The organism is Buttiauxella sp. 3AFRM03, assembly GCF_003675305.1.
Classification (GTDB): Bacteria; Pseudomonadota; Gammaproteobacteria; order Enterobacterales; family Enterobacteriaceae; genus Buttiauxella; species Buttiauxella ferragutiae.
This window is the reverse complement of sequence record NZ_CP033076.1, coordinates 5,143,826-5,163,588: the sequence shown is the minus strand read 5'-3', so window position 1 is coordinate 5,163,588 and position 19,763 is coordinate 5,143,826. Positions and strand designations below refer to the sequence as shown.

General features: G+C 51.6%; 22 protein-coding genes and 1 pseudogene. 3 read left to right on the top strand and 20 right to left on the bottom strand.

Annotated features, from left to right (window positions below; genetic code table 11):
- Nucleotides 1-4 precede the first annotated feature (4 nt).
- The 3 genes from sufB to D8682_RS25705 form a co-directional block, all read right to left on the bottom strand.
- A complete protein-coding gene (gene sufB / locus D8682_RS25715) occupies nt 5-1,489 on the bottom strand; it encodes a Fe-S cluster assembly protein SufB (protein ID WP_121815526.1) in 1,485 nt (494 codons plus the stop codon).
- Nucleotides 1,490-1,497: 8 nt separating this feature from the next.
- Nucleotides 1,498-1,866: a Fe-S cluster assembly scaffold SufA gene (gene sufA / locus D8682_RS25710; protein ID WP_121815525.1), complete on the bottom strand. Its 369-nt coding sequence runs from the start codon at nt 1,864-1,866 to the stop codon at nt 1,498-1,500.
- A 413-nt stretch (nt 1,867-2,279) separates the two neighbouring features.
- Complete coding sequence (locus D8682_RS25705) at nt 2,280-3,107, bottom strand: aminoglycoside phosphotransferase family protein (protein WP_121815524.1); 828 nt, start codon at nt 3,105-3,107, stop codon at nt 2,280-2,282.
- Between the two features lie 213 nt (nt 3,108-3,320).
- Between D8682_RS25705 and D8682_RS25700 the strand changes: the two are divergent.
- Together D8682_RS25700 and D8682_RS25695 are read left to right on the top strand one after the other, a co-directional pair.
- A pseudogene (locus D8682_RS25700) lies at nt 3,321-3,509 on the top strand (hypothetical protein); the annotation flags it as partial.
- A 296-nt stretch (nt 3,510-3,805) separates the two neighbouring features.
- Nucleotides 3,806-4,120, top strand: a complete 315-nt coding sequence (locus tag D8682_RS25695; RefSeq protein ID WP_051873658.1) for a hypothetical protein — start codon at nt 3,806-3,808, stop codon at nt 4,118-4,120.
- Between the two features lie 71 nt (nt 4,121-4,191).
- Here the strand turns inward: D8682_RS25695 and D8682_RS26975 are convergent, their stop codons facing one another.
- The 5 genes from D8682_RS26975 to nudI all read right to left on the bottom strand — a co-directional run bounded on the left by D8682_RS26975 (nt 4,192) and on the right by nudI (nt 7,570).
- Nucleotides 4,192-4,353, bottom strand: coding sequence for a hypothetical protein (locus D8682_RS26975; protein ID WP_166642090.1), 162 nt, complete (start codon nt 4,351-4,353; stop codon nt 4,192-4,194).
- A gap of 217 nt (nt 4,354-4,570) precedes the next feature.
- On the bottom strand, nt 4,571-5,074 hold the full coding sequence (locus D8682_RS25690) for a heme-binding protein (RefSeq protein WP_121815523.1): 504 nt from the start codon (nt 5,072-5,074) through the stop codon (nt 4,571-4,573).
- Between the two features lie 101 nt (nt 5,075-5,175).
- Nucleotides 5,176-5,790, bottom strand: a complete 615-nt coding sequence (locus D8682_RS25685) for a response regulator transcription factor (protein WP_121815522.1) — start codon at nt 5,788-5,790, stop codon at nt 5,176-5,178.
- Nucleotides 5,790-7,109 (bottom strand): sensor histidine kinase, encoded by a 1,320-nt coding sequence (locus tag D8682_RS25680; RefSeq protein ID WP_121815521.1) that lies wholly within the window; start codon nt 7,107-7,109, stop codon nt 5,790-5,792. Before D8682_RS25680 ends, D8682_RS25685 begins: the two co-directional genes overlap by 1 nt.
- A 35-nt stretch (nt 7,110-7,144) precedes the next feature.
- Nucleotides 7,145-7,570, bottom strand: a complete 426-nt coding sequence (nudI, locus tag D8682_RS25675; RefSeq protein ID WP_121815520.1) for a nucleoside triphosphatase NudI — start codon at nt 7,568-7,570, stop codon at nt 7,145-7,147.
- A gap of 227 nt (nt 7,571-7,797) precedes the next feature.
- Here nudI and D8682_RS25670 point away from each other — a divergent pair, with 227 nt between their 5' ends.
- The gene (locus D8682_RS25670) at nt 7,798-8,232 is read left to right on the top strand and encodes a hypothetical protein (RefSeq protein ID WP_121815519.1); all 435 of its coding nucleotides are present in this window, start codon (nt 7,798-7,800) and stop codon (nt 8,230-8,232) included.
- A 130-nt stretch (nt 8,233-8,362) separates the two neighbouring features.
- On the opposite strand, the gene eutR is transcribed toward D8682_RS25670, so the two are convergent.
- The 12 genes from eutR to eutM all read right to left on the bottom strand — a co-directional run bounded on the left by eutR (nt 8,363) and on the right by eutM (nt 19,698).
- Entirely contained in the window at nt 8,363-9,415 is a 1,053-nt protein-coding gene (gene eutR, locus D8682_RS25665; protein WP_064547451.1) for an HTH-type transcriptional regulator EutR, read from the bottom strand.
- An 18-nt stretch (nt 9,416-9,433) separates the two neighbouring features.
- Nucleotides 9,434-9,907 carry an ethanolamine utilization microcompartment protein EutK gene (gene eutK, locus D8682_RS25660; protein ID WP_064547453.1) on the bottom strand — a complete coding sequence of 158 codons (474 nt, stop codon included), beginning with the start codon at nt 9,905-9,907 and terminating at the stop codon, nt 9,434-9,436.
- A 7-nt stretch (nt 9,908-9,914) separates the two neighbouring features.
- Nucleotides 9,915-10,574 (bottom strand): ethanolamine utilization microcompartment protein EutL, encoded by a 660-nt coding sequence (eutL, locus tag D8682_RS25655; protein WP_064547455.1) that lies wholly within the window; start codon nt 10,572-10,574, stop codon nt 9,915-9,917.
- A gap of 13 nt (nt 10,575-10,587) precedes the next feature.
- Complete coding sequence (gene eutC, locus D8682_RS25650; protein WP_064547457.1) at nt 10,588-11,481, bottom strand: ethanolamine ammonia-lyase subunit EutC; 894 nt, start codon at nt 11,479-11,481, stop codon at nt 10,588-10,590.
- Between the two features lie 19 nt (nt 11,482-11,500).
- Nucleotides 11,501-12,862 (bottom strand): ethanolamine ammonia-lyase subunit EutB, encoded by a 1,362-nt coding sequence (locus D8682_RS25645; protein WP_064547459.1) that lies wholly within the window; start codon nt 12,860-12,862, stop codon nt 11,501-11,503.
- Nucleotides 12,863-12,874: 12 nt separating this feature from the next.
- Nucleotides 12,875-14,272: an ethanolamine ammonia-lyase reactivating factor EutA gene (gene eutA / locus D8682_RS25640; protein ID WP_121815518.1), complete on the bottom strand. Its 1,398-nt coding sequence runs from the start codon at nt 14,270-14,272 to the stop codon at nt 12,875-12,877.
- A complete protein-coding gene (gene eutH / locus D8682_RS25635) occupies nt 14,269-15,513 on the bottom strand; it encodes an ethanolamine utilization protein EutH (protein WP_064547462.1) in 1,245 nt (414 codons plus the stop codon). Before eutH ends, eutA begins: the two co-directional genes overlap by 4 nt.
- Before the next feature lie 46 nt (nt 15,514-15,559).
- Nucleotides 15,560-16,747 carry an iron-containing alcohol dehydrogenase gene (locus D8682_RS25630; RefSeq protein WP_064547464.1) on the bottom strand — a complete coding sequence of 396 codons (1,188 nt, stop codon included), beginning with the start codon at nt 16,745-16,747 and terminating at the stop codon, nt 15,560-15,562.
- Nucleotides 16,737-17,576, bottom strand: a complete 840-nt coding sequence (eutJ, locus tag D8682_RS25625; RefSeq protein ID WP_121815517.1) for an ethanolamine utilization protein EutJ — start codon at nt 17,574-17,576, stop codon at nt 16,737-16,739. The genes D8682_RS25630 and eutJ overlap by 11 nt, the downstream gene beginning before the upstream one ends.
- A gap of 10 nt (nt 17,577-17,586) precedes the next feature.
- Entirely contained in the window at nt 17,587-18,996 is a 1,410-nt protein-coding gene (locus tag D8682_RS25620) for an aldehyde dehydrogenase family protein (protein ID WP_064547468.1), read from the bottom strand.
- Between the two features lie 15 nt (nt 18,997-19,011).
- Entirely contained in the window at nt 19,012-19,299 is a 288-nt protein-coding gene (gene eutN, locus D8682_RS25615; protein ID WP_064547470.1) for an ethanolamine utilization microcompartment protein EutN, read from the bottom strand.
- 105 nt (nt 19,300-19,404) lie between these two features.
- On the bottom strand, nt 19,405-19,698 hold the full coding sequence (gene eutM / locus D8682_RS25610; protein ID WP_034455942.1) for an ethanolamine utilization microcompartment protein EutM: 294 nt from the start codon (nt 19,696-19,698) through the stop codon (nt 19,405-19,407).
- Between the last annotated feature and the right edge of the window lie 65 nt (nt 19,699-19,763).

Genomic DNA, 19,763 nt, shown 5'->3' with positions numbered 1-19,763 from the left:
ATCCTTAACCGACGCTATGTTCCAGACTGATCGCTAATAGTTTTTGTGCTTCCACCGCGAATTCGAGCGGCAATTCTGAGAACACGTCTTTACAGAACCCGTTGACGATCATCGAAATTGCATCGTCCTGGGCTATCCCGCGTTGCAGGCAATAGAACAACTGATCTTCCCCGATGCGCGAGGTGGTCGCTTCGTGCTCAAGCTGGGCGGTGTTGTTGCGGCATTCAACATACGGGAAAGTATGCGCGCCGCTGTCCGGGCCGATGAGCATCGAGTCGCACTGTGTGAAGTTACGGGCGTTGGTCGCCGTCGGCATGATTTTCACTAAACCGCGATAACTGTTCTGGCTGTGTCCGGCCGAGATCCCTTTCGAGATAATCGTCGAGCGGGTGTTTTTGCCGATGTGAATCATCTTGGTGCCAGTGTCGGCCTGCTGATTCCCGGCTGTCAGGGCGACAGAGAAAAACTCGCCAATAGAGTTATCGCCACGAAGAATGACACTTGGGTATTTCCAGGTAATAGCAGAACCGGTTTCGGATTGCGTCCAGGACATTTTGCTATTTGCCCCTTCGCACAGCGCACGTTTGGTCACAAAATTCAGAATGCCACCCGTGTTGCCATCGCCTGGGAACCAGTTTTGTACCGTGGAATATTTCACTTCAGCATCTTTATGGATGATGACTTCCACCACCGCTGCGTGAAGCTGATAGCTGTCGCGCACAGGTGCTGAACACCCTTCGATATAACTGACGTAGCTGCCTTCATCAGCGACTAAAATGGTACGTTCGAACTGCCCAGTTTTCTCGGCGTTAATACGGAAATAGGTAGAAAGCTCCATCGGGCAACGTACGCCTTTCGGCACATAAATAAACGTGCCGTCGGAGGCAACCGCCGCGTTAAGTGCGGCAAAGAAGTTGTCGTTACTCGGAACCACGGTGCCGAGATACTTTTGCACCAGCTCAGGGAATTCGTGAATCGCCTCGCCAAAGGAGCAGAAAATAATCCCCTGTTCAGAGAGTTTTTCACGGTAAGTGGTGGCAACAGAAACGGAGTCAAAAATCGCATCCATGGCGATATTCGAGCCTTCATGCACCGGAACACCTAGCTGTTTAAATGCCTCTTCTACTTCACCGGTCAGATAGGCGTTGCTGCCGGGTTTCTGAACCGCACCCGGTTGAGACTCACCGTTATCGTCGCAACTCCCGCACGACGGCGCGGAGTAATAGCTGTAATCCTGATAGTTAAGTTTTTCGTAATTGGCCTTCAGCCAGTGCGGCTCTTCCATTTCAAGCCAGGCACGATATGCGCTCAGGCGAAATTCCAGCATCCACTCAGGCTCATTACGCCGCGCAGAAATTGCCCGCACCACATCTTCGTTGATGCCGTGCGCCATTTCGTCGGTTTTTAACTGGGTGAAAAAACCTTCTTTATAAGAATGGCTGCCCGCCCAGGTTTGCACTTCTTCAGACGTTTCAGTGTTACGTGACATAATCCCGCCTACACCCCAAAGCTTTCACCACAGCCACATTCGTGCTGGGCTTTCGGGTTGTTGAATTTGAATATTTCGTTTAATCCTTCGCGCACATAATCGACTTCCGTCCCGTCGATAAACGGCATCGCTGAAAGTGGCACCCACAGCTTTGCGCCGTCTGTTTCAAAAAGGAGATCGTCGGGTTTTGGTTCTTTTACGGTGTCCAGTACATAGCCAAACCCTGCACAACCTGTCTGTTTAATCCCCAAACGCACACCCAAAAATCCAGGTTGCTGGCTTGCCAGTTTGCGAATATGTGAGCACGCATCAGGGGTCAACGTCAGTCCCTTCCAGGCAAATTCACTGGGATCGAAGCTACCGGTTTGCACATCCATAGTTCACCTCTTAATGTTTTGGCGCCTAAAGGCCTACACCCCATGTTAATGATAACTATTATCAATACAACATCCTGATAACAGGGGTATTCGAAAAATGCTGCATTTTTAGGCGTCTTAACTAAGGATAGACCCTACTGAAAGTCTTGCAGGTGGTGAAAAGAGCTATTTAAGCCACTGAATTGAGAAGGATTTAAATGCCGGGCGAATGATTAGGTGATAGAAAGTAAAAGATGTATAGAGAATACCGATTTATGCGATAGGTAACCTAAAATGTCTGAAAACAACGATTTACTGCAACATCAACAATTTAACTATTTCTGCTTAATCTGGTGACGTGAAAATAGCCTCAACACTTCCTGTTTCAAGATCCAGACAGGTGGCCTATGGGCATTTAACTCGAGACTGCATGTTCACTGATTCAGTTCGGACACTGCCAGCGCTGCAACTTCTAATGCTATGGATGCTGTCTCGTTGCTCTCGAGTGACCATGTTGTTGAGAGTCCGCACCACGCAATGATCCATTTGAGTAGACGCTCTCTATCAAGGCCCGCCATTTCGCTAACCAGATTCAGTCGTTGTTTAAATATTCCTGGGACAGTAGCAACCCGGGGTATGGGATTGCCAAGATCCGGATTGGTAAAAATATTGGCAAAGTCGAAACCTCGTTCACCGATGATTCCTTTTGGATCAATGGCCAGCCAGCCTGAGGCACCGAAATAAAGAACGTTCTCATGATGTAAGTCGCCATGTAATACGACCAACTCTTGTGGAGTCGATAACAACTCTTCTGCTATTTCAGCGCTACGCGACAGGATGCCTCCATACAGCTGGGCTGCTGATTGAAGAGGACAAAACCACTCAGCCAGAGTCGGAAGTTGTGGTAAAGGCCGTTTTGGGGTGGTGTGAAGTCTGTTTGCTGTAAAGCATAAAATCCGACACGCCTCAGCATCCTGACCTTCCGGGGACATAGAGGAGAGTGATGCCTCCCCCATTGCGCGTGCGAGAAGAATGGCTTCATTTTCATATGCAATAACCTGTGCTGCGCCATTTCCTTCCCTCCATGACATTAGAGCATTACCGGATTGTTCATCCGCATCATCTGTGATTTTAAGCATGGCTTTCATACCTCCTGTTATTGTCTCAACAGGCAAGAGTTTGGAGGTATGGGTTGTGAACGGTGTACCATCTGGAATGAGGTTCCAGCGATCTAACCAGAGTGTGAACCCGCTAATGTCCATAATATTTTCCTTACTTCCTTATCGTGAAAGTCACTGAATGCGACAGGCATGTGAACAATTCTAACTCATAGCTTGAGTAAATTTTTCTCAACTTAAATCTGATGGTTAGGTCATTCATGCAACTGTATTTAAAAATAAGAAAACATAAGATTGTTAAGGTTATAACCTCATCATATTTTCAAAGTGTGTATTTCCCCTCAAGGAATAAGCATCATGATTAAGCGTCGCACTCTCAAAACTGCATTTGCGGCGGTTATTTCTCTGACTGTCCTTGCCGCCCCCGTTTATGCAAACCCGGGCAACGGCAATGGTGGCGGTAATCACGGTAACAGTGGTAATAGCGGTAACCAGGGCAACAAAGGCCAGGGTAACGGAAAGTCGAATGAGGCTCATGGCAAGCGGTGGGTAATGATTTGGTGCTTATTGCTTTAAGCATGGCCATTGTGACCTCCGTCATTAACGGTGTGTTCGATTAACATATTCCCCTGTCCGTGAGCCTCGCATCTGCGGGGCTTTTTTATGCCCAGCGACAATATCCCCTGTTCTTCATTTTGTTAAATACCGTGACCATTAGCCCGGTAATTGTACTGAGTCCTTCATACGCTTAATATATATGAGAAAGTGGCTTTGACGAGCAAGAAAAATCGGTTCGTTAATTTTAATTTTGTTGGTAATTATATTCTACGGAAGGATATTCAATGCGCTATACACCTTTTATAATTGTGCCTTTATTAAGTGCCTGTAGTTTCAGTTTTATGAAGTTTGATAATGATCCGTTAGTACAAGCGACGTACGCGACTAATGCGACAAAAAGCTCCGTTATTGCAGCGGGTGGGAAACCAGACAGTGAGATGAATGTTCCAGAAATCAATGGGACTTGCATCAATTACACGCTAAAAAAAGATGCTGAGACAATGCCTTTTTATGTGGCATTCGATGAGAATGGAAACCGCAAACATTATGGCTATATCTCCTGCCAACAGGCGAGAGCCAAAGGAGTATTTAGCCAGTAAGTCATCATAAAAGATCATTCCTCTTCTCACTCTATACAGTCAGAAGAGGGATGTGTGAATTTCTCTAAATATTAGTAACCTGCAGCCTTATTAGCCGCTTTTATACGCTTATTCCTGCTGTCTTTTTCATGGCTATCTTTAGCCTGCATTATGCCACCAGCAGCATCTACCCAGTCATTAGCTGTACAACCGGATAATACCACGCCCAACATAAGTGCAAGTACATACTTCATTATAGCTCCATAAACTCATATCTGTATAAATAACGTCCGTGTAATACTTAAAGTATTTGACGCTTACGCCGTTATTTTGACAAAAAAAGAGTTCATGGGCAAGGTGCGCTGGATTCAAGGCTGTTTTATATAGCGCGTGAGATACAACTTATAGCTGAAATAATTTAAGTTGCAGGCTATATAATAGACCTGCAACTTAAACAAAATGGATGGATTATTAAGCGGAAGTATTGAGCAGTGATTTATTTGCTTCGAGCGCGTCAACCGCACATTGCTGATCCAAATGCCCGCCAGGTGCGCCGCCAATACCAATAGCGCCAATAGTCTGGTTATCGACTTTGACAGGAACTCCACCGCCCAATAATAAGAAGCCAGGGATATCACGCATATTCTGCGCACCGGCGTTATCCTGCGCACTCTTCATAACATCACCGGTGGCATTTTTGGTAGTCAGCGCGGTGTATGCTTTCATACGGCTGGCTTCTACAGTATGCGGACCTGCGTTATCCATGCGTTTAACAATTTTCACCACACCCGCGCGGTCAACAACCGTTACCGCCACGTTGTAGTTTTTAGCGCTACAGGCCTGGATTGCGCTCTGTGCGAGCTTTTCGGCAAACTCGAGTGAGAGGTTCTTTTCGCTCAGCACGTTGCTGGCGAATGCAGGCATTGCTGCGGCACCACTGAACAGAACAGCCGCTAACAAGATTGATTTTTTCATGGTTTCTTCCCTCAACTCGGAGTGATTAATTTACCAGAGTTAAGGTAACCAACCGTGCGATGCGAAACCATTCGGGCGAATACCTGGTAAACCAGGTAATTTTACGTAGTTCCTTTTAAACCACCGTAGATTTTAATCAGCTTCGCCAGCGAGTTTATTTCTAGCCGGGCAAACAAACTCGCGCGGTGCGCTTCCACGGTTCGCGGTGACAACGAAAGATCGCGAGCCATCTCTTTGTTCGATTTCCCCTGCATGATAAGCGCCATCACTTCATGCTCGCGGGCAGAAAGAGTCGCCAGTTTCGCCTGTAAATCGGCCTGATTTTCACGCTGTTGCTGGCTGAGTTTCTGTTGTTCGAGTGCCGCCCCCACTGTTTCAATCAGCAAATCTGCATCAACTGGCTTGGTAAGAAACTCAAACGCGCCATTTTTAAATGCACGACGGCAAAGATCGATACTGCCGTGACCCGTCATCATAATGATTGGCAAAGTGCTCCCCATTTGCTGCCAGTTCTCAAGCAACGTAATGCCTGACTTTCCTGGCATGCGAATATCCAGCAGTAAACAACCGTTCAGGTTTTGCACATCAGGCTCTGCTTCCATAAAACACTGCACGCTTTCAAAAACCTTCGTTTCCCATCCCATGGTCGCCAGAAGTGCGCTTAGCGAAAAGCGTATCGCTTCATCGTCATCAATTAGGTAGATACATTGCGCCATCATGCCTCCTGTTGAGCAAAGGGAAATATCAGGGTAAAACACGCTCCGCCATTGGGGCTATTTTCTGCCTGAATGCTGCCGTTAAGCCGTTGTACCAGCGTTTCGGTCAACGCCATTCCTAACCCCAGCCCTTCTTTTCGAGTCGTGAAGAAAGGCATAAATACTTGCTCCAGTGCCTGCTCCGTAAGCCCTGGGCCGCCATCGGTAACGGTTAAAACAATACTGTTTTCACTTTGACTTGCATTGATTCTTACCCAGGCTTTACCCGCAGGTATTTGCTGCTGTGCCTGAATCGCATTGTTGAGCAAATTATGGAATATCTGTTCAATCCCAAGTGGAGACGCCATTAACGGTGGCAGTGAATCAGGAATGTTGTTTATCACGGTGACTTTGCCACGCTGGATTTCATTGCCCAGCAGCGTTACCACATGCTCACAAACCCGGCGCAAATCCACAGGCTGCAACGCCTGTTCATCACTGTGTAATTTCTCGCGGAAGGTTCGCAGCAACGCGCTAATGCGTTTTGTCTGGGTAACGGAGGCATCCAGCAGTGGAAGCGCCTTTTCAGCCTGTTGTTGTGCAATAAGGCGCTGTGCGGTTTGCGAATAACTAAGAATGGCGGTGAGCGGCTGATTCAGCTCATGCACCATGCCTGCGGCTATTTCCCCCATCGCATTAAGCCGTGACAACTCAGAGAAATGCGCACGTAAATCGGCAATATTGCGTTGGCGTTTTGTCTTCTGGTACTGATTATAAAAGTAGATAACAACCGCCCAGAAAAGGCCCGCCAGCACCATTAAAAGCCAGGGTAAATTTCGCCAGTCAGGGTTATTGGTGACTGTCAGACTTAATGGCTGAGATGGGCTGGTAATCTGTTTTTCCCAACGCCACCAGTCGTCAGTTCCCTCTGCGCCTTGCGTAAGAAGCGGTGCTCCCTGCCAGCTCAGGCTAAAGTGGTGAAACTTCTGTGAACGGACAAAATCAGCCAGTAAACCGGGTAAATCAATTAACAGAGAGCCTTGCGGAGAATTTATCCAGTAAGTCCCGGCGCGTGCTGGGTTTATATCTGGCCGCGGAGGATCATGAGGCTGTGTTTGCCAGCGCAGAATATAGGGGAATTTTTGCTGCACGACTTTCGGGTCGCTGCTGTTCGAAAGCAGCGCGAGGATCACATCATTTTGCGCAAGCTTAACCGTGATATCACGGTACAAAATACGAAACTCCGCACTTTGTTCCTCATACTGCTGATGTAACGCATAGATAACCACACCGCCGCCAGAGAGCACCGTGAGAATCAGCCAGATGAGTAGTTTACGCATCGCGTTCCTTATTTCGGCGAAGTGTTAAACAGCGGTCAAAGCCATCCTTTCCTGGTAAAGGTGATTCTGGTCGCTTCGTTTAAATCATAGTTGTTCAAGTCTGACGGTTTGACCCAGGCGATTTCCTGAAACTCTTCATTAAAAGTGACCTGGCGATTGGCGCTGATGCAATCGAACAACAGATAAATCATGTAGATTTCTTCTTTGCTACCATCAGCATAGGTTTTTACCCGAATATCATCCGCAAAGGTCCAGGGTTTGATGCGGGTTATCTGTAACTCAGCCCCCAGCTCTTCCTGGATTTCGCGCAATAACGCCTCTTCCATTTTCTCCCCAGGCTCCATTCCTCCGCCAGATAGCGCCCATTGGCCGGGAAAAACACCGCGATCGTCCGCCATCTTACACAGCAACACTTCGCCATTATTTTCAATAATCGGGCAAACGATAACTCTCTGACGCATTGGATTTCCTTATGTTTTATGGCCGCCGTATGACCTTAACAGATTACTCAATTTGCTTAGAAAAATATTTTGCGAGTGGCTTTCCAGTATCTGAATCACACGCTTTCGTATGCGTTTTTAAAGCAATAATATACCCACGCACCTGCGAAATCAGGTGCCAGGCCTGGCGTCCTGCACACTGACGGAAAATCACTTTTAATCATTCATTCGTTAGAAAGGACGCCGAAATGGTTGCTTATCTTCACTACTTAACACCTATTTCAATTAACACCAAAAACCTCGACATTATCGATCTTGCCGAACGCTGCGAATTACTCACCGATATATTAATCGATAGCGAAAACCCAGCCGAATGTGCAGCGCTGTGCAATTACGTATATGCACATATTGAAGCGATAAAAGAGAATCTGGATAAACCATTATCCGCTGCACGTATTGAACAATTATCGGTTGACGATCCGTCTGAATTCCCCGAAGCGAAATGGCTTGCGGATAACGACGATCTTTGTGATTACTGCCTGGCTGTTGCGCGAGCGTTGTTATGCCGCTCGCTACCGTTGAAGACAATGCAACAACTGAATGGTTTATTGATGAGGCTGGTTAATGCACTGGTGGATGATTTAAAAACGCCGCGTTTTTTGCGTACTGCAAATGTAGCCTGAAAAACTGGTGGATGACGCTAGCGCTTATCCCCCCTACAACGGCATTTCCCAGGTCGGGTAAGCGCAGCGTCACCCGACATTTTCTTTGTGCTCTTTTTCGTTTTAAAGTAGCAGCGCTGAAAATCCCCCTTTACTGTAAATCCCGTTGCCGCAAATGCAGCGTCTCAGAAGGTTTCTCAAGAAACAGCCGTTGATAGTCCGTCGCAAACTGCCCCAGATGCCAGAAACCCCATTGCATAGCGGCATCTTTCACTGTGCTCCAGGTCGACCATGGGCTTATCAACTCACGGCGGACGGCATTCAGGCGCAGGGTTTTTAACCACGCATTCGGGCCGATACCCAGCACCGCCTGGAAGCCATTTTGCAAAGTACGGCGGCTAACGTGCAGTTCATTACAAAGGTCGAGCACCGTTAACGGTTCCGACGTGCGGCTTAGCACGCAGTCACGCGCTTGCGACACCAACTTTTGGTAACTGATTTTGCGTGAGATTACCTCAGAAGAGACAGGCTGGGCACTTTCCAGCAGTTCACTCACCCCGGATAACAGATTATGGGTGAGCACTTTGCGTACATTCTCATTACGCATAGATTGCGGATCGATACTGCCGTGAGCCAGGGCATGATGGATAAAACACCACAGTGTCTCTTTCTTCTGCTGGCAGACATCCAGCGCAGAGTTATTCAGCAAAAGCTTAAACAGTGTTTCCGGTTCATGAAACAGCCCGGCGTTACGAAATAACACATCGTTGGCGATGACGACCCCAAGAATGGTGTATTCGTCTGGCGTGCTCAGCTCAAATTCAGCCCCGCCAGGGCGGACCGCGATCTCTTCCTTCCCCAGCAGTTGGGAACCGATAAACCCCTTTTCACCATGAGTAGCAGGTATGCCAAACCAAAAAGCATTTGGCCATACCATGCACGACTGACGAAGCGCCAGACTGGTGTATTCACGAAACATCTGAATATCATCCAGCAGCATCTCCGTCAGCTCCCCCTGAAAATGCCCAGGCTGGAGCTGATCATAGAGTTGCTGCCATGCCGTTATGGTGCAGGCATGTTCATACACATCTTTAGTGACGCGCTGTTGTACGCTCTCTTCTTCAATCAGAGGCATCACTTTTTCGTCCAGCGCGTACTCAGTTTTACGCAAATGGTGTAAGTCAGCATTTATTTTGCTACTCATACGCGATTCCTTGCGTCGCTAATCCGGCTTCAGACGATAGCGGCTGCTACGTTTGCGCAATTTCCCGTCACGGAATAGCGCATCAAGTTGTGCTTTAGCTTCTTCAAGCGGCCAGTTAAAATGTGCCGCAACTTCACCGACGGTCATGCCATGCGCCTGAGTTTCCAGGGCATCAAGCAGTGGTTGGGTATACTGCGGTTTTTTAACCGCAGGTTTACGCCCAAACCCACAAACCAGCCGCTCGATATCTTCATCCGGGCGGCCCAGTTCCTTACGGCTAATGACTCGCCCGGTGCGGCTGGCAGCAGCAGACCCCGCATCCAGCGCAGCGCGACAGGCCGCGAGGTCACCTTCGACAACCAGCGTCACCATGCCAGGGTTGAGCACTTCGTGGCTGAGTAAACGCACGTTTGCCGCTTTTAGCATCGCATCTGCAGCGTCGATACCCGCCACCAAACCGTAAACTTCCAGTAAGCCGAGAGAGTTCATTATTGGCCCCCTACGCGCGCTGGATTGGGTTACGTGCTATCTCAAGCACCGCTTCGCTAAAGGCATTACAGGCGGCTTTACATGCAGCCTGGCTACCAGTCATAAACGCCGCGGAGTAGTTGGTTTCCGATGGCGGCGGCACGTAGGTAACAATGCTCACATCAGCAGATTTCAGCGCAGCATCAATGCCAAAGGTGGCTTCCAGCGGCGGCGCAACCAGATAAGCCATTGGGTCACCCAGCAAAATTCCGGCGGTAGTCGAAAGATACGACCCTGTACGGGAAATTAAATGTGCCAAAAACGCGGTATCTTCTGCATCGTTGGCCCACTGGAATGCTGGTCCTTGTTCGATAGTGGCAAGCATGGAATCCAGCCCGGCGCGCACTTCCGCCGGATTCGGCCCACCCAGCATAATCAGCACTTCCCCGGCTGTTGGCGATGGACCATGTGCAGCACCTGCGTACAATGAACGGCCAAATACCACTTCAACCTGTGCCTGTTTAGTCGCTTCGTCGGCTGCGATATAGGTTACATCATCGGAATCGGCAGTAATCAAACCCAGGCTACGAATATGGGAAGGCAATTTCAACTGGCGGGCAAATCCTTCGCTCACGTTGGCGATAACCCGCATCGCTTTCACATTCGGTTTAATCAAATCTAAAGCTGGCATGATATCGCTCCCTTTAACGAGTCAGGTTGATGCCCGACGCTTTCTGCGCCAGCATACGTTTTGCAAGTTCGACAATGACGGCAGCCGCTTCTACTGGCGGTGTGCCACCCCGGTGAATGTTGGAAATGCAGGTACGGTCGGCTTCAACCGTGGTGGCTGTTTTTGGTGAATACACGGCGTAGCAAGACAAGCTTTCAGATTGCCCAAGCCCTGGTCGTTCGCCGACCAGTAAAATCACCACTTTCGCACCTAACAGCTCGCCGATTTGGTCTTCTATCTTCACGCGCCCGTAACGCACGAAGAAAGGCGTGCCGACATGCAGACCAGACTGTTCCAGCCCCTGTAGCAGTGGCGGTAAAATCTCGCCGTAGTTGGCGGTTATCGCATCGGTTGAAAGCCCGTCGGAGATAACCACCTGAACATCCGGGTTTTGCTTACAGCTGGTGCGCAGCAATTCGATAGCATTCGCACTCAGACGGCGCCCTAAATCCGGGCGGGTCAGGTATAGGTTTTTGTCGCTGATTTCTGATTGCAGCTCCAGCAAACCCTGTTGCTGCACCCATTCGGCTGGCACTTCTTTGAGAACGGTATCCTTGGAACGGGAATGGTCGGCCAGGAAACGTAGCAACGCCTGAGTACGCGGACGCGGGCCAGCACGCCCCGTACACACACGGGCAACCGTGCTATGGCGCAATTCTTCCAGCACATCTGCGCGATGCGGGTTCTGCACACCAATCCACATTTTCGCCTCAACAGAACCTAAATCGACGCTACAGCTTTCTTCAGCCGTAGTCGTTGCGGCAGGCGTGGTTGGGGAAGCGGCCTGCACAGGCGGTACTGCATTTTCCGGTGTATCCATGTTTGCCAGAATGCTGCGTACAATTTCTTCAATCTGTTTTTGATCCATGATGATTTCCCTGATGATTTCAGAAGAACAACGACGGGTCGCCCGCCCGTGAAGTTAAACGGCCATTTGCCATCAACCCCATGGTTTCCAGCCATGCCTCAAACTCCGGCGAAGGCCGCAGGTTCAACAACTGACGCACAGTGGCGGTATCGTGGAAGGCCGTAGTTTGATAATTCAGCATGATGTCATCGCCAAGCGGCATGCCCATGATGTAGTTACACCCGGCGGTCGCCAGCAAGATCATCAGGTTTTCATTGAGGTTTTGGTCCGCATCCGCGTGGTTGGTGTAGCAGCAGTCACAGCCCATTGAGATGCCGCTGAGCTTGCCCATAAAGTGGTCTTCCAGACCGGCGCGGATAATCTGGCGGTCGTTATAGAGATATTCCGGCCCAATAAAGCCGACAACGGTGTTGACGATAAACGGATCGTAATGGCGCGCCAGACCGTAATTTCGCGCTTCCATCGTCACCTGGTCTGCACCAAAGTTGGCTCCGGCAGACAATGCCGACCCCTGCCCGGTTTCGAAGTACAGGCAGTTTTCTCCGGCAATACGGTTGAACTCCGCACCTACCGCGCGCGCTTCGTCCAGCATGGCGAGCTCGACGCCAAATTCCTTCAGCCCCTTCTCGCTGCCACAAATACTCTGGAAGATAAGCCCGCCAGGTGCGCCGCGTTTAATCGCCTCAATTTGTGTGGTGACGTGCGCCAGTACGCAGCCTTGCGTCGGAATGGAGTACTTGTCGATAACGCTGTAAATGGTGTCGAGCACGCGGGTTAAGTTGCCAACATCGTCGGTCACCGGGTTAACCCCAATGACAGCATCGCCCACACCGAAACACAGCCCTTCGTAAATTTGTGCCTCAATGCTGCGCACATCATCGCGGGTATCGTTCGGTTGCAGGCGTGCGCTGAACGTGCCGGGTAAGCCAATGGTAGTGTTGGCTTTTTTGATGACCGGCATTTTTTTGCCGCCATAGACTAAATCTGCGTTCGAGCAGATTTTTGCCACCGCAGCCACCACTTCAGAACTGATGCCTTTGCGCAAGAACGCAATGTCATCAACGCTGGTTTCATCGCTAAGGATGTATTCACGCAGCTCGCTAATGCTCCAGTTTTTAATCCGGGCATAGGAAGTTTCGTTGATGTCATCCTGAATAATGCGCGTCACGCAGTCGTCTTCGTAAGCGATAACTGGGTTCATGCGGATATCCGCCACCGTCATCTCAGACAACACCTGTTTTGCCGCCACACGTTCCTGCGAACTCTGTGCGGCAACGCCTGCCAGCACATCACCGGAACGCAGTTCGTTGGCTTTCGCCAGCACTTCTTTAACATCCTTGAACTGATAAACTTGCCCAAACAACGTGGTTTTTAATTTCATTGTGTCGATCCCTCAGGAAGGAAAGGCGAGCGATTTAATGGTTACCGGAACGACAGCCCCGTCAAACAGTGGCAAACCAATATCGATATAATCGCCAGTACGGGTGACCACTTCGTCGATCACCGCAACTTTGCGCTGCTTCATTTGCGGATAAAGCAGCATTCCCAACGCTTTGCCCAGATCCTGCTCCGCTACCACAATCAGCGGCTGTGAACAGGGAAAACGCTGGTTGAAAATATTCAGTGCATCAATCACTTGCTGTACGGTTGCATAACAGGTTGGTAATTCAGACGGCACCGCCAGGGCGTAACAGTCTTGTGTCGCGTTGAGATCCATCAGCGCCAAAGCCTGTTGCCAGCTCAAAGCCAGGTCGTCGTGGCCGATAGGATGAACAACCGGAATGTTGCGCAGCGGTAGGGTCAGCTCATCAAGCCAGATGGTGCTTCCGGAAAGCGAAAGCGTATGCGCACCGGCACCAATGACGGTGGCACGCACGGTTTGCTCAGGAACTTGCACCGGGAGTGTGGAAAACCCGCTGTGGCGATGAATCGCCTGTGCCAGCAGCGGCCCAATATCACCGAATTCAAAGGGGTTGGCTGGCGGCTGGCGATAGCATTCCCCCACTCCGCCAGACAGCGTAATCACGTCCGCAGCTTTCCCGCCAGACAGCGTATCGGTCATTAATAAACGCTGCGCCAGCGGTGAAATATCGCCGGTTATCACTTCAAAAAGCAGTTGCGCCATGCGGTCGGCAACGGCTTCAAGCTGTGCGGTTGTCAGCGAGTGTTGGCCTTCGCCGAATAGCTCGTCAGCAATCCACTTGCCTGGCTGATGGATAAAAGTGACGTTGCCGTGGGTATCGGTTTCAAACAGCCGCCCGCCGACATTCAGGCAAGCTGACGCCACCACCTTGCCACCTTCGAACAGCACGTAGTTGGCGGTGCCACCACCGATGTCGATATTCATCACCCGGTTTAGCTGGCGTTGTGAGAGTGCCTGCGCACCAGAACCGTAACCGGCAATCACCGACTCAAGATGCGGACCTGCGGTAGCGACGACAAAATCGCCAAGCTGTTGTGCGAGCGCGAGCACGGCAGGCCGTGCATTACGGGTTTTGGCGGTTTCGCCGGTAATAATAATGGCGCCGGAATCAATCGCTTCAGGTGCAATACCTGCGGCCTGATACTGCGCGAGGATAAGCGTTAACAGCTCGGCTTCGCGCAGATGCCCATCGACATCAACCGGGGTGAAAAACACCGGGCTTTGCCAGGTGATTTCACGTTTCACGAACTCATAGCGCGGCACCTGCGAAATCGCAGCCCGGTTGACCAACGCCAGGCAGGAGAAAATCACCTGCGTAGTGGTGGTACCAACATCAATGCCAACGCTCAGGAGTTCGCGGATTTTCACGATTGCGCCTCCGCTGATTCCACCGCAGCCGGAGTATTTTCTTCTTTCGGTACCAGCATCATGGCAACGCCAATCGCCGTCACGCCACCCACCAATTTGCCGACGATCATTGGGAAGATCATCGGTGCCATGTTGGCTGCCGCGAAGCCCAGATGGTCACCGAGCGCGAAAGCCGCCGACACCGCAAACGCGCAGTTGATGACTTTGCCGCGCGCATCCATGTTCTTCATCATGCCGTACATAGGGATGTTATTGGCCAGTGTCGCCACCATGCCACCCGCCGCAATATTATTGATTTTCAGCAGATTGCCGACACTCATCAGCGGTTTTTCAAACCAACGAGTCAGCAGCAGAACCATCGGATAAGCGCCCAGCAACACGCAAGAGATCGAGCCAATCACTTCGATGGCGCGCATCACTTCGCCAGGTTTGTCACCCTCGCTCATGAAGATAGGATCAAGCCCTGGAATGATGGTCCAGCCGACAAGGAATTTCACCACTGCGGCCGCCAGGCCAATGGTGATAAGGGCGACCAGAATTTTGGCGAAAATCTGGAAACCGTTGATCATTTTTTCCGGGATGAACTTCAGCCCCAGCGCCACCAGCACTGCGACGATTATCACCGGGATCATATTGAGTAGAATCAAGCTCATGGTGAATTCAATCGGTTGCCCGTTCACTTCAACACCGGAATACATCGCCACCAGCCCACCGGCAATACAACCGATAGGAATAGTGACAATCCCTGCCAACACGCCCAATGCAAGATAACGCCGGTCGGAAGGCTCGATAATGCCCAACGCCACCGGAATCGAGAACACAATGGTTGGCCCCATCATTGAGCCTAGAATAAGCCCCGAATACATCCAGGCGGCGACATCCCCACCAGCAAGTTCTTTAGCAAGGAAGAAACCGCCCATATCGCAAGCCAGCAAGGTTCCGGCAAACATCGACGGGTTGGCGCCAAGCATTTCATAGACCGGGATAATCACCGGGCCAAGCAAGTAAGCCAGAACCGGTGCCAGCGCCGTCATCCCGACCATTGCCAACCCCAGCGCACCCATTGCCATAAAACCTTCTTCGAACTGGCCACCGGAACCGGAAATACTTTTCCCGAGTTTGCCTAGCCCAATAAAACCGAGGATTTTTTCTGAACCGCCAAACTGGGTGAATACCCGGTCAACGGCGGCAATTAGCATAAAAATCATCATGATGTACATGATAATGTCGTTAATTCCCATATCCCTTCTCCTTCATCGCCTGCTGGCAGGCGGGTGTCATGTCCGTTCAGGCGTCCTGATACAGCTCAATAATCTGGGCTTCCGTCACAGTGCGTGGATTGGTGGTAATACAGATGTCGCTCAGTGCCGCACGAGCGAAGTTGGCAAAGTCAGTTTCGCAGCCTCCTGCTGCACGTAATCCGCAACCAAGTCCTAGTTCGTTAATGAGGTGTTCAACGCAGGCGATAGTCTCGCTGGCCGCGCAAGATTTCCCTGTCAGCGCGTGGCCAATTTCTCCGTAGGTGCTTTTGCATACCAGTTGGTTAAATTTCATCACGGCGGGCAACATGATGGCGTTAGCTTTGCCATGGGGGATGCCATACGCCGCGCCAATCTGATGCGCACTGGCGTGGCATAAACCTAGTCCCGCGTTGGAAAACGCCATGCCCGCCATGTAAGAGGCCAGCATCATCGCTTCACGTGCGGCTAAATCATGCCCTTGCCCAACCGCCAGCGGTAAAGCCTGGCCGATGCTACTAATGGCGCGATAAGCAAGTCCTCGAGTGAGCGGTGTGCCATTGCTTGCCACGTAGGCTTCAATCGCGTGCGTTAATGCGTCGATTCCGGTGGCGGCGGTGATATGAGCCGGGACACCTAACGTCAGGCAGGCATCAATAATCGCCAGGTCGGGTATCAGCATGGCGTGAACCAGCACCTGTTTACGGTGCGTTTGTGCCGCAATAATCACCGCGACATTAGTGGCTTCCGAACCGGTACCTGAAGTCGTCGGGATAGCAATAAACGGCAAGCGGCGATTCAGACGAGTGCCTGCCACAAGATTGTCGAGGGCTAAGTCAGGATTGGTGGCAATCACCGCGACCACTTTGGCGGCATCCAGAACGGAGCCGCCACCGAGGGCGATAATGCCATCGCACTGGCAACGGGCGATTTGCTCAACGGCGGCACCAATGTCGCGGTCGACAGGTTCACCCGGCGGGCAAGGCCAGACTTCGTAATCAATGCCGCTGTGCCTGAGATTGCGCTCCAGCACTTCGGTCATTCCGGCACCATGCAACATGCCATCGACCATCAACAAAGGGCGGTTAATGCCACGCTCGCGTAATGCTTCGCCACAACGAGCCACCGCACCCGGCCCCATAAACGTGGCGGGGGGAACAGAAAACTCGCGCACGTTGCGGGCATTCATCATGTCCAGCGCCTGATACAGCGCGGACTGCATTTCTTCACTGCGCATGAGCACCCTCCACTTCTGTCATGCCACAAACCGCGATGGCGAGTGGGGTCATGAATATTGAATGTGGCGGTAGCCGCACCGTGACACCAGGGAAAGACTGTTGGAACAACCCTTCCACACCGGGCTGCATACAGGAACCGCCCGCCAGCCAGAGGTGTTCAATGTCGTAACCTTCAATGTGGCGCGCCACGATATCGGCCATTTTTTCGTATACCGGGCGAACCACCGGCCAGAGAGTCGCATCGCTGCCGCGCTTCATCTGTTCCGCTTCTTCCAGCGCGATGCGCCGATTACCGGCCAGCGTCAGGGAAATGTGGTGCCCACCGGTCGCTTCGTCGCCGGAGTAAATCACTTGCCCTTGCGCCACCACCGCAATGCCCGTGGTGCCACCGCCAATATCCACCACGGCGGCTTTGTCGAGTTGCAGCATATCGGCGACGGCTGTCGGTTCATCCAGCACACGGCTGACTTCCAGCCCGGCGGATTCCAGCACATTGACGGAAATGCGCGGATCGGTGCCTGGTGGAAATGAGGTCGCAGCATGGGTAAAACGAAATCCCAACTGTTGTTCCAGCGTGTCGAGGTGACGGCGCACGATTTGCACCGCACCAAAGAAATCCCACACGATGCCGTCACGCACCACATCGGCCCAGTCCAGGCAGACCGCAACTGGCTGGCAGTCACTATCCACAACCAGTGACACCACATCGCAAGTGCCCAGATCGATACCCAACCACAGTGGTTGTTGCGCAGCATCGGGTTGCCCGTTGCACAGCAAAGCAGCATGACTTAAACGGTCGTTGAGCCAGGTCTGTTCGGTACGTGACATGACAAGCTCCTTATACGATGCGGAAAGCATCGACCAGTACACAGCGACGCAGGCGCACAAAGGTTCTGGCCGACGTCACGCCTTCGCCGGTTGGCGTGGTGATGGTCATCGAGGTCCAGCCTTCACCGCCCAGCCCCAGCCCGGCAATACAAGGGCCGTTTTTAACGAAAATACTGGTGTCGATGGCATTGGCCATCGCGTTCATATTTTCGATATTGCGTGAGTGCATCGCCGCGGTGTGGTGGCAACCGCCTTCCAGTTTCACCGCCAAAGCAATGGCTTCGCTGACGTTTGCCACTCGAATCATCGGCAGCACTGGCATCATCATTTCGGTGACGGCAAACGGATGGCGCGCCGTGGTTTCGACCAGCAGCAAGCGTGTTTCAGGTGCCACGTTAAGGCCGATGGCCGCGGCAATTTTCGCCGCATCACGCCCGACCCAATCGCGGCTGACTTGCCCTTTTCCGTGCTCATCGACATTTTTAAGCAACACCGGCTGAAGTTGTTCTGCCTGCGCATTGCTGAGTAACACGGCGTGATGGCGCTGCATTTCTTCGAGCAGCGCATCTGCTACGCTTGCCACCACAATCAGCACTTTTTCATCTGCGCAGATGATGTTGTTATCAAACGATGCGCCCTGCACGATGGATTTTGCCGCACGAGAAATGTCGGCAGTTTCGTCCACCACCACTGGCGGGTTGCCCGCACCGGCAGCAATCAGGCGTTTATTGGTGTGTTTGCGCGCGGCTTCTACCACCGCTTCGCCGCCCGTAACCACCAGCAAACCGATGCCAGGGAATTTGAATAAGCGTTGCGCGGTTTCAATATCAGGATTAACCACGGTCACCAGTAAATTCGCCGGGCCACCTGCCGCGACAATCGCTTCGTTAAGCCAGGTAATGGTTTGCTGTGAGACTTTTTTGGCCGCCGGATGTGGAGCAAACACCACGCTATTGCCGGCTGAAATCATGCTGATCGCATTATTAATGATGGTGGCGGCAGGGTTGGTTGACGGAGTCACCGAGGCGACAACCCCCCACGGTGCATTTTCGATAAGCGTCAGGCCGTTATCACCCGTCAGCACTTGCGGAGTCAGGCATTCAACACCAGGTGTGCCGCGCGCCTGAGCAATATTCTTGGCGCATTTATCGGCGACACGCCCCATTCCGGTTTCCGCTACCGCCATTTCCGCAAGCGGTTGTGCATGTTGTTCACCCGCAAGGCGGATGGCCGCAACGGCTTTTTGACGCATCGCTACGCTGGTCAAAGATTTTTGGGCGACATTAGCCGCCTGAACCGCGTCGTCAAGTGAGACAAAAACACCCGCACCGCAGGGTTTCGCAGTGGATTCTGCTGTGGTGTTCACCGCCATGCCTGCGAGTACCGCCTTTACCACCTGTTCAATTTGCTGCCTGTCCATGTCGTTCAACCCTCACTATTTATGGAAGATGATTTCTCTATCCATGACCACTTCATCGACAATGCCTATCACGCACATGTCGACAGGAGAGGCTTCACTGTGGTGTGCCCGGCGGGCGGAGCTGCCGCCCACCAATAACACCCAATCACCGTTTCCGGCACCAATGCTGTCAGTGGCTATTGCACATTCGCCGCTCGGTTCACCCTGGCGATTAATCATCTCCACCATCAGTAATTTGTCGTGTGCCAGCTCGCTATGGCGGACTGTGCAAACGATTTGACCTACGACCATAGCTAGCTTCATGCTCGCCTCCGGACAACATTCAGGTACAACTATCCCGTGCCGCCCTGAGGCTGCCAGATAATTAGATTAAAGAAGGGTGACGTCCGGGGATGACGTCACCGACGATCAGTCGATCGTTTTGTCGCTACCCAGGCCAATTGGGAAAACTTCTTCCAAATCACCATGTGGGCGTGGAATGACGTGAACGGAGACCAGTTCACCAATACGCTGAGCGGCGGCAGCCCCGGCATCTGTCGCGGCTTTACAGGCCGCCACATCACCACGAACCATGGCTGTTACCAGCCCACCGCCGATTTGTTTTACACCTACCAGTTTGACGCGAGCCGCTTTGACCATTGCGTCCGATGCTTCAATCACAGCAACCAAACCTCTGGTTTCGATCAGTCCTAGTGCTTCCATGATTTATTTCCTCTCACTCGGTTAAAAGTCTTGTTTTGTTTCGTTTCACTGCTCGCCTTCATGTT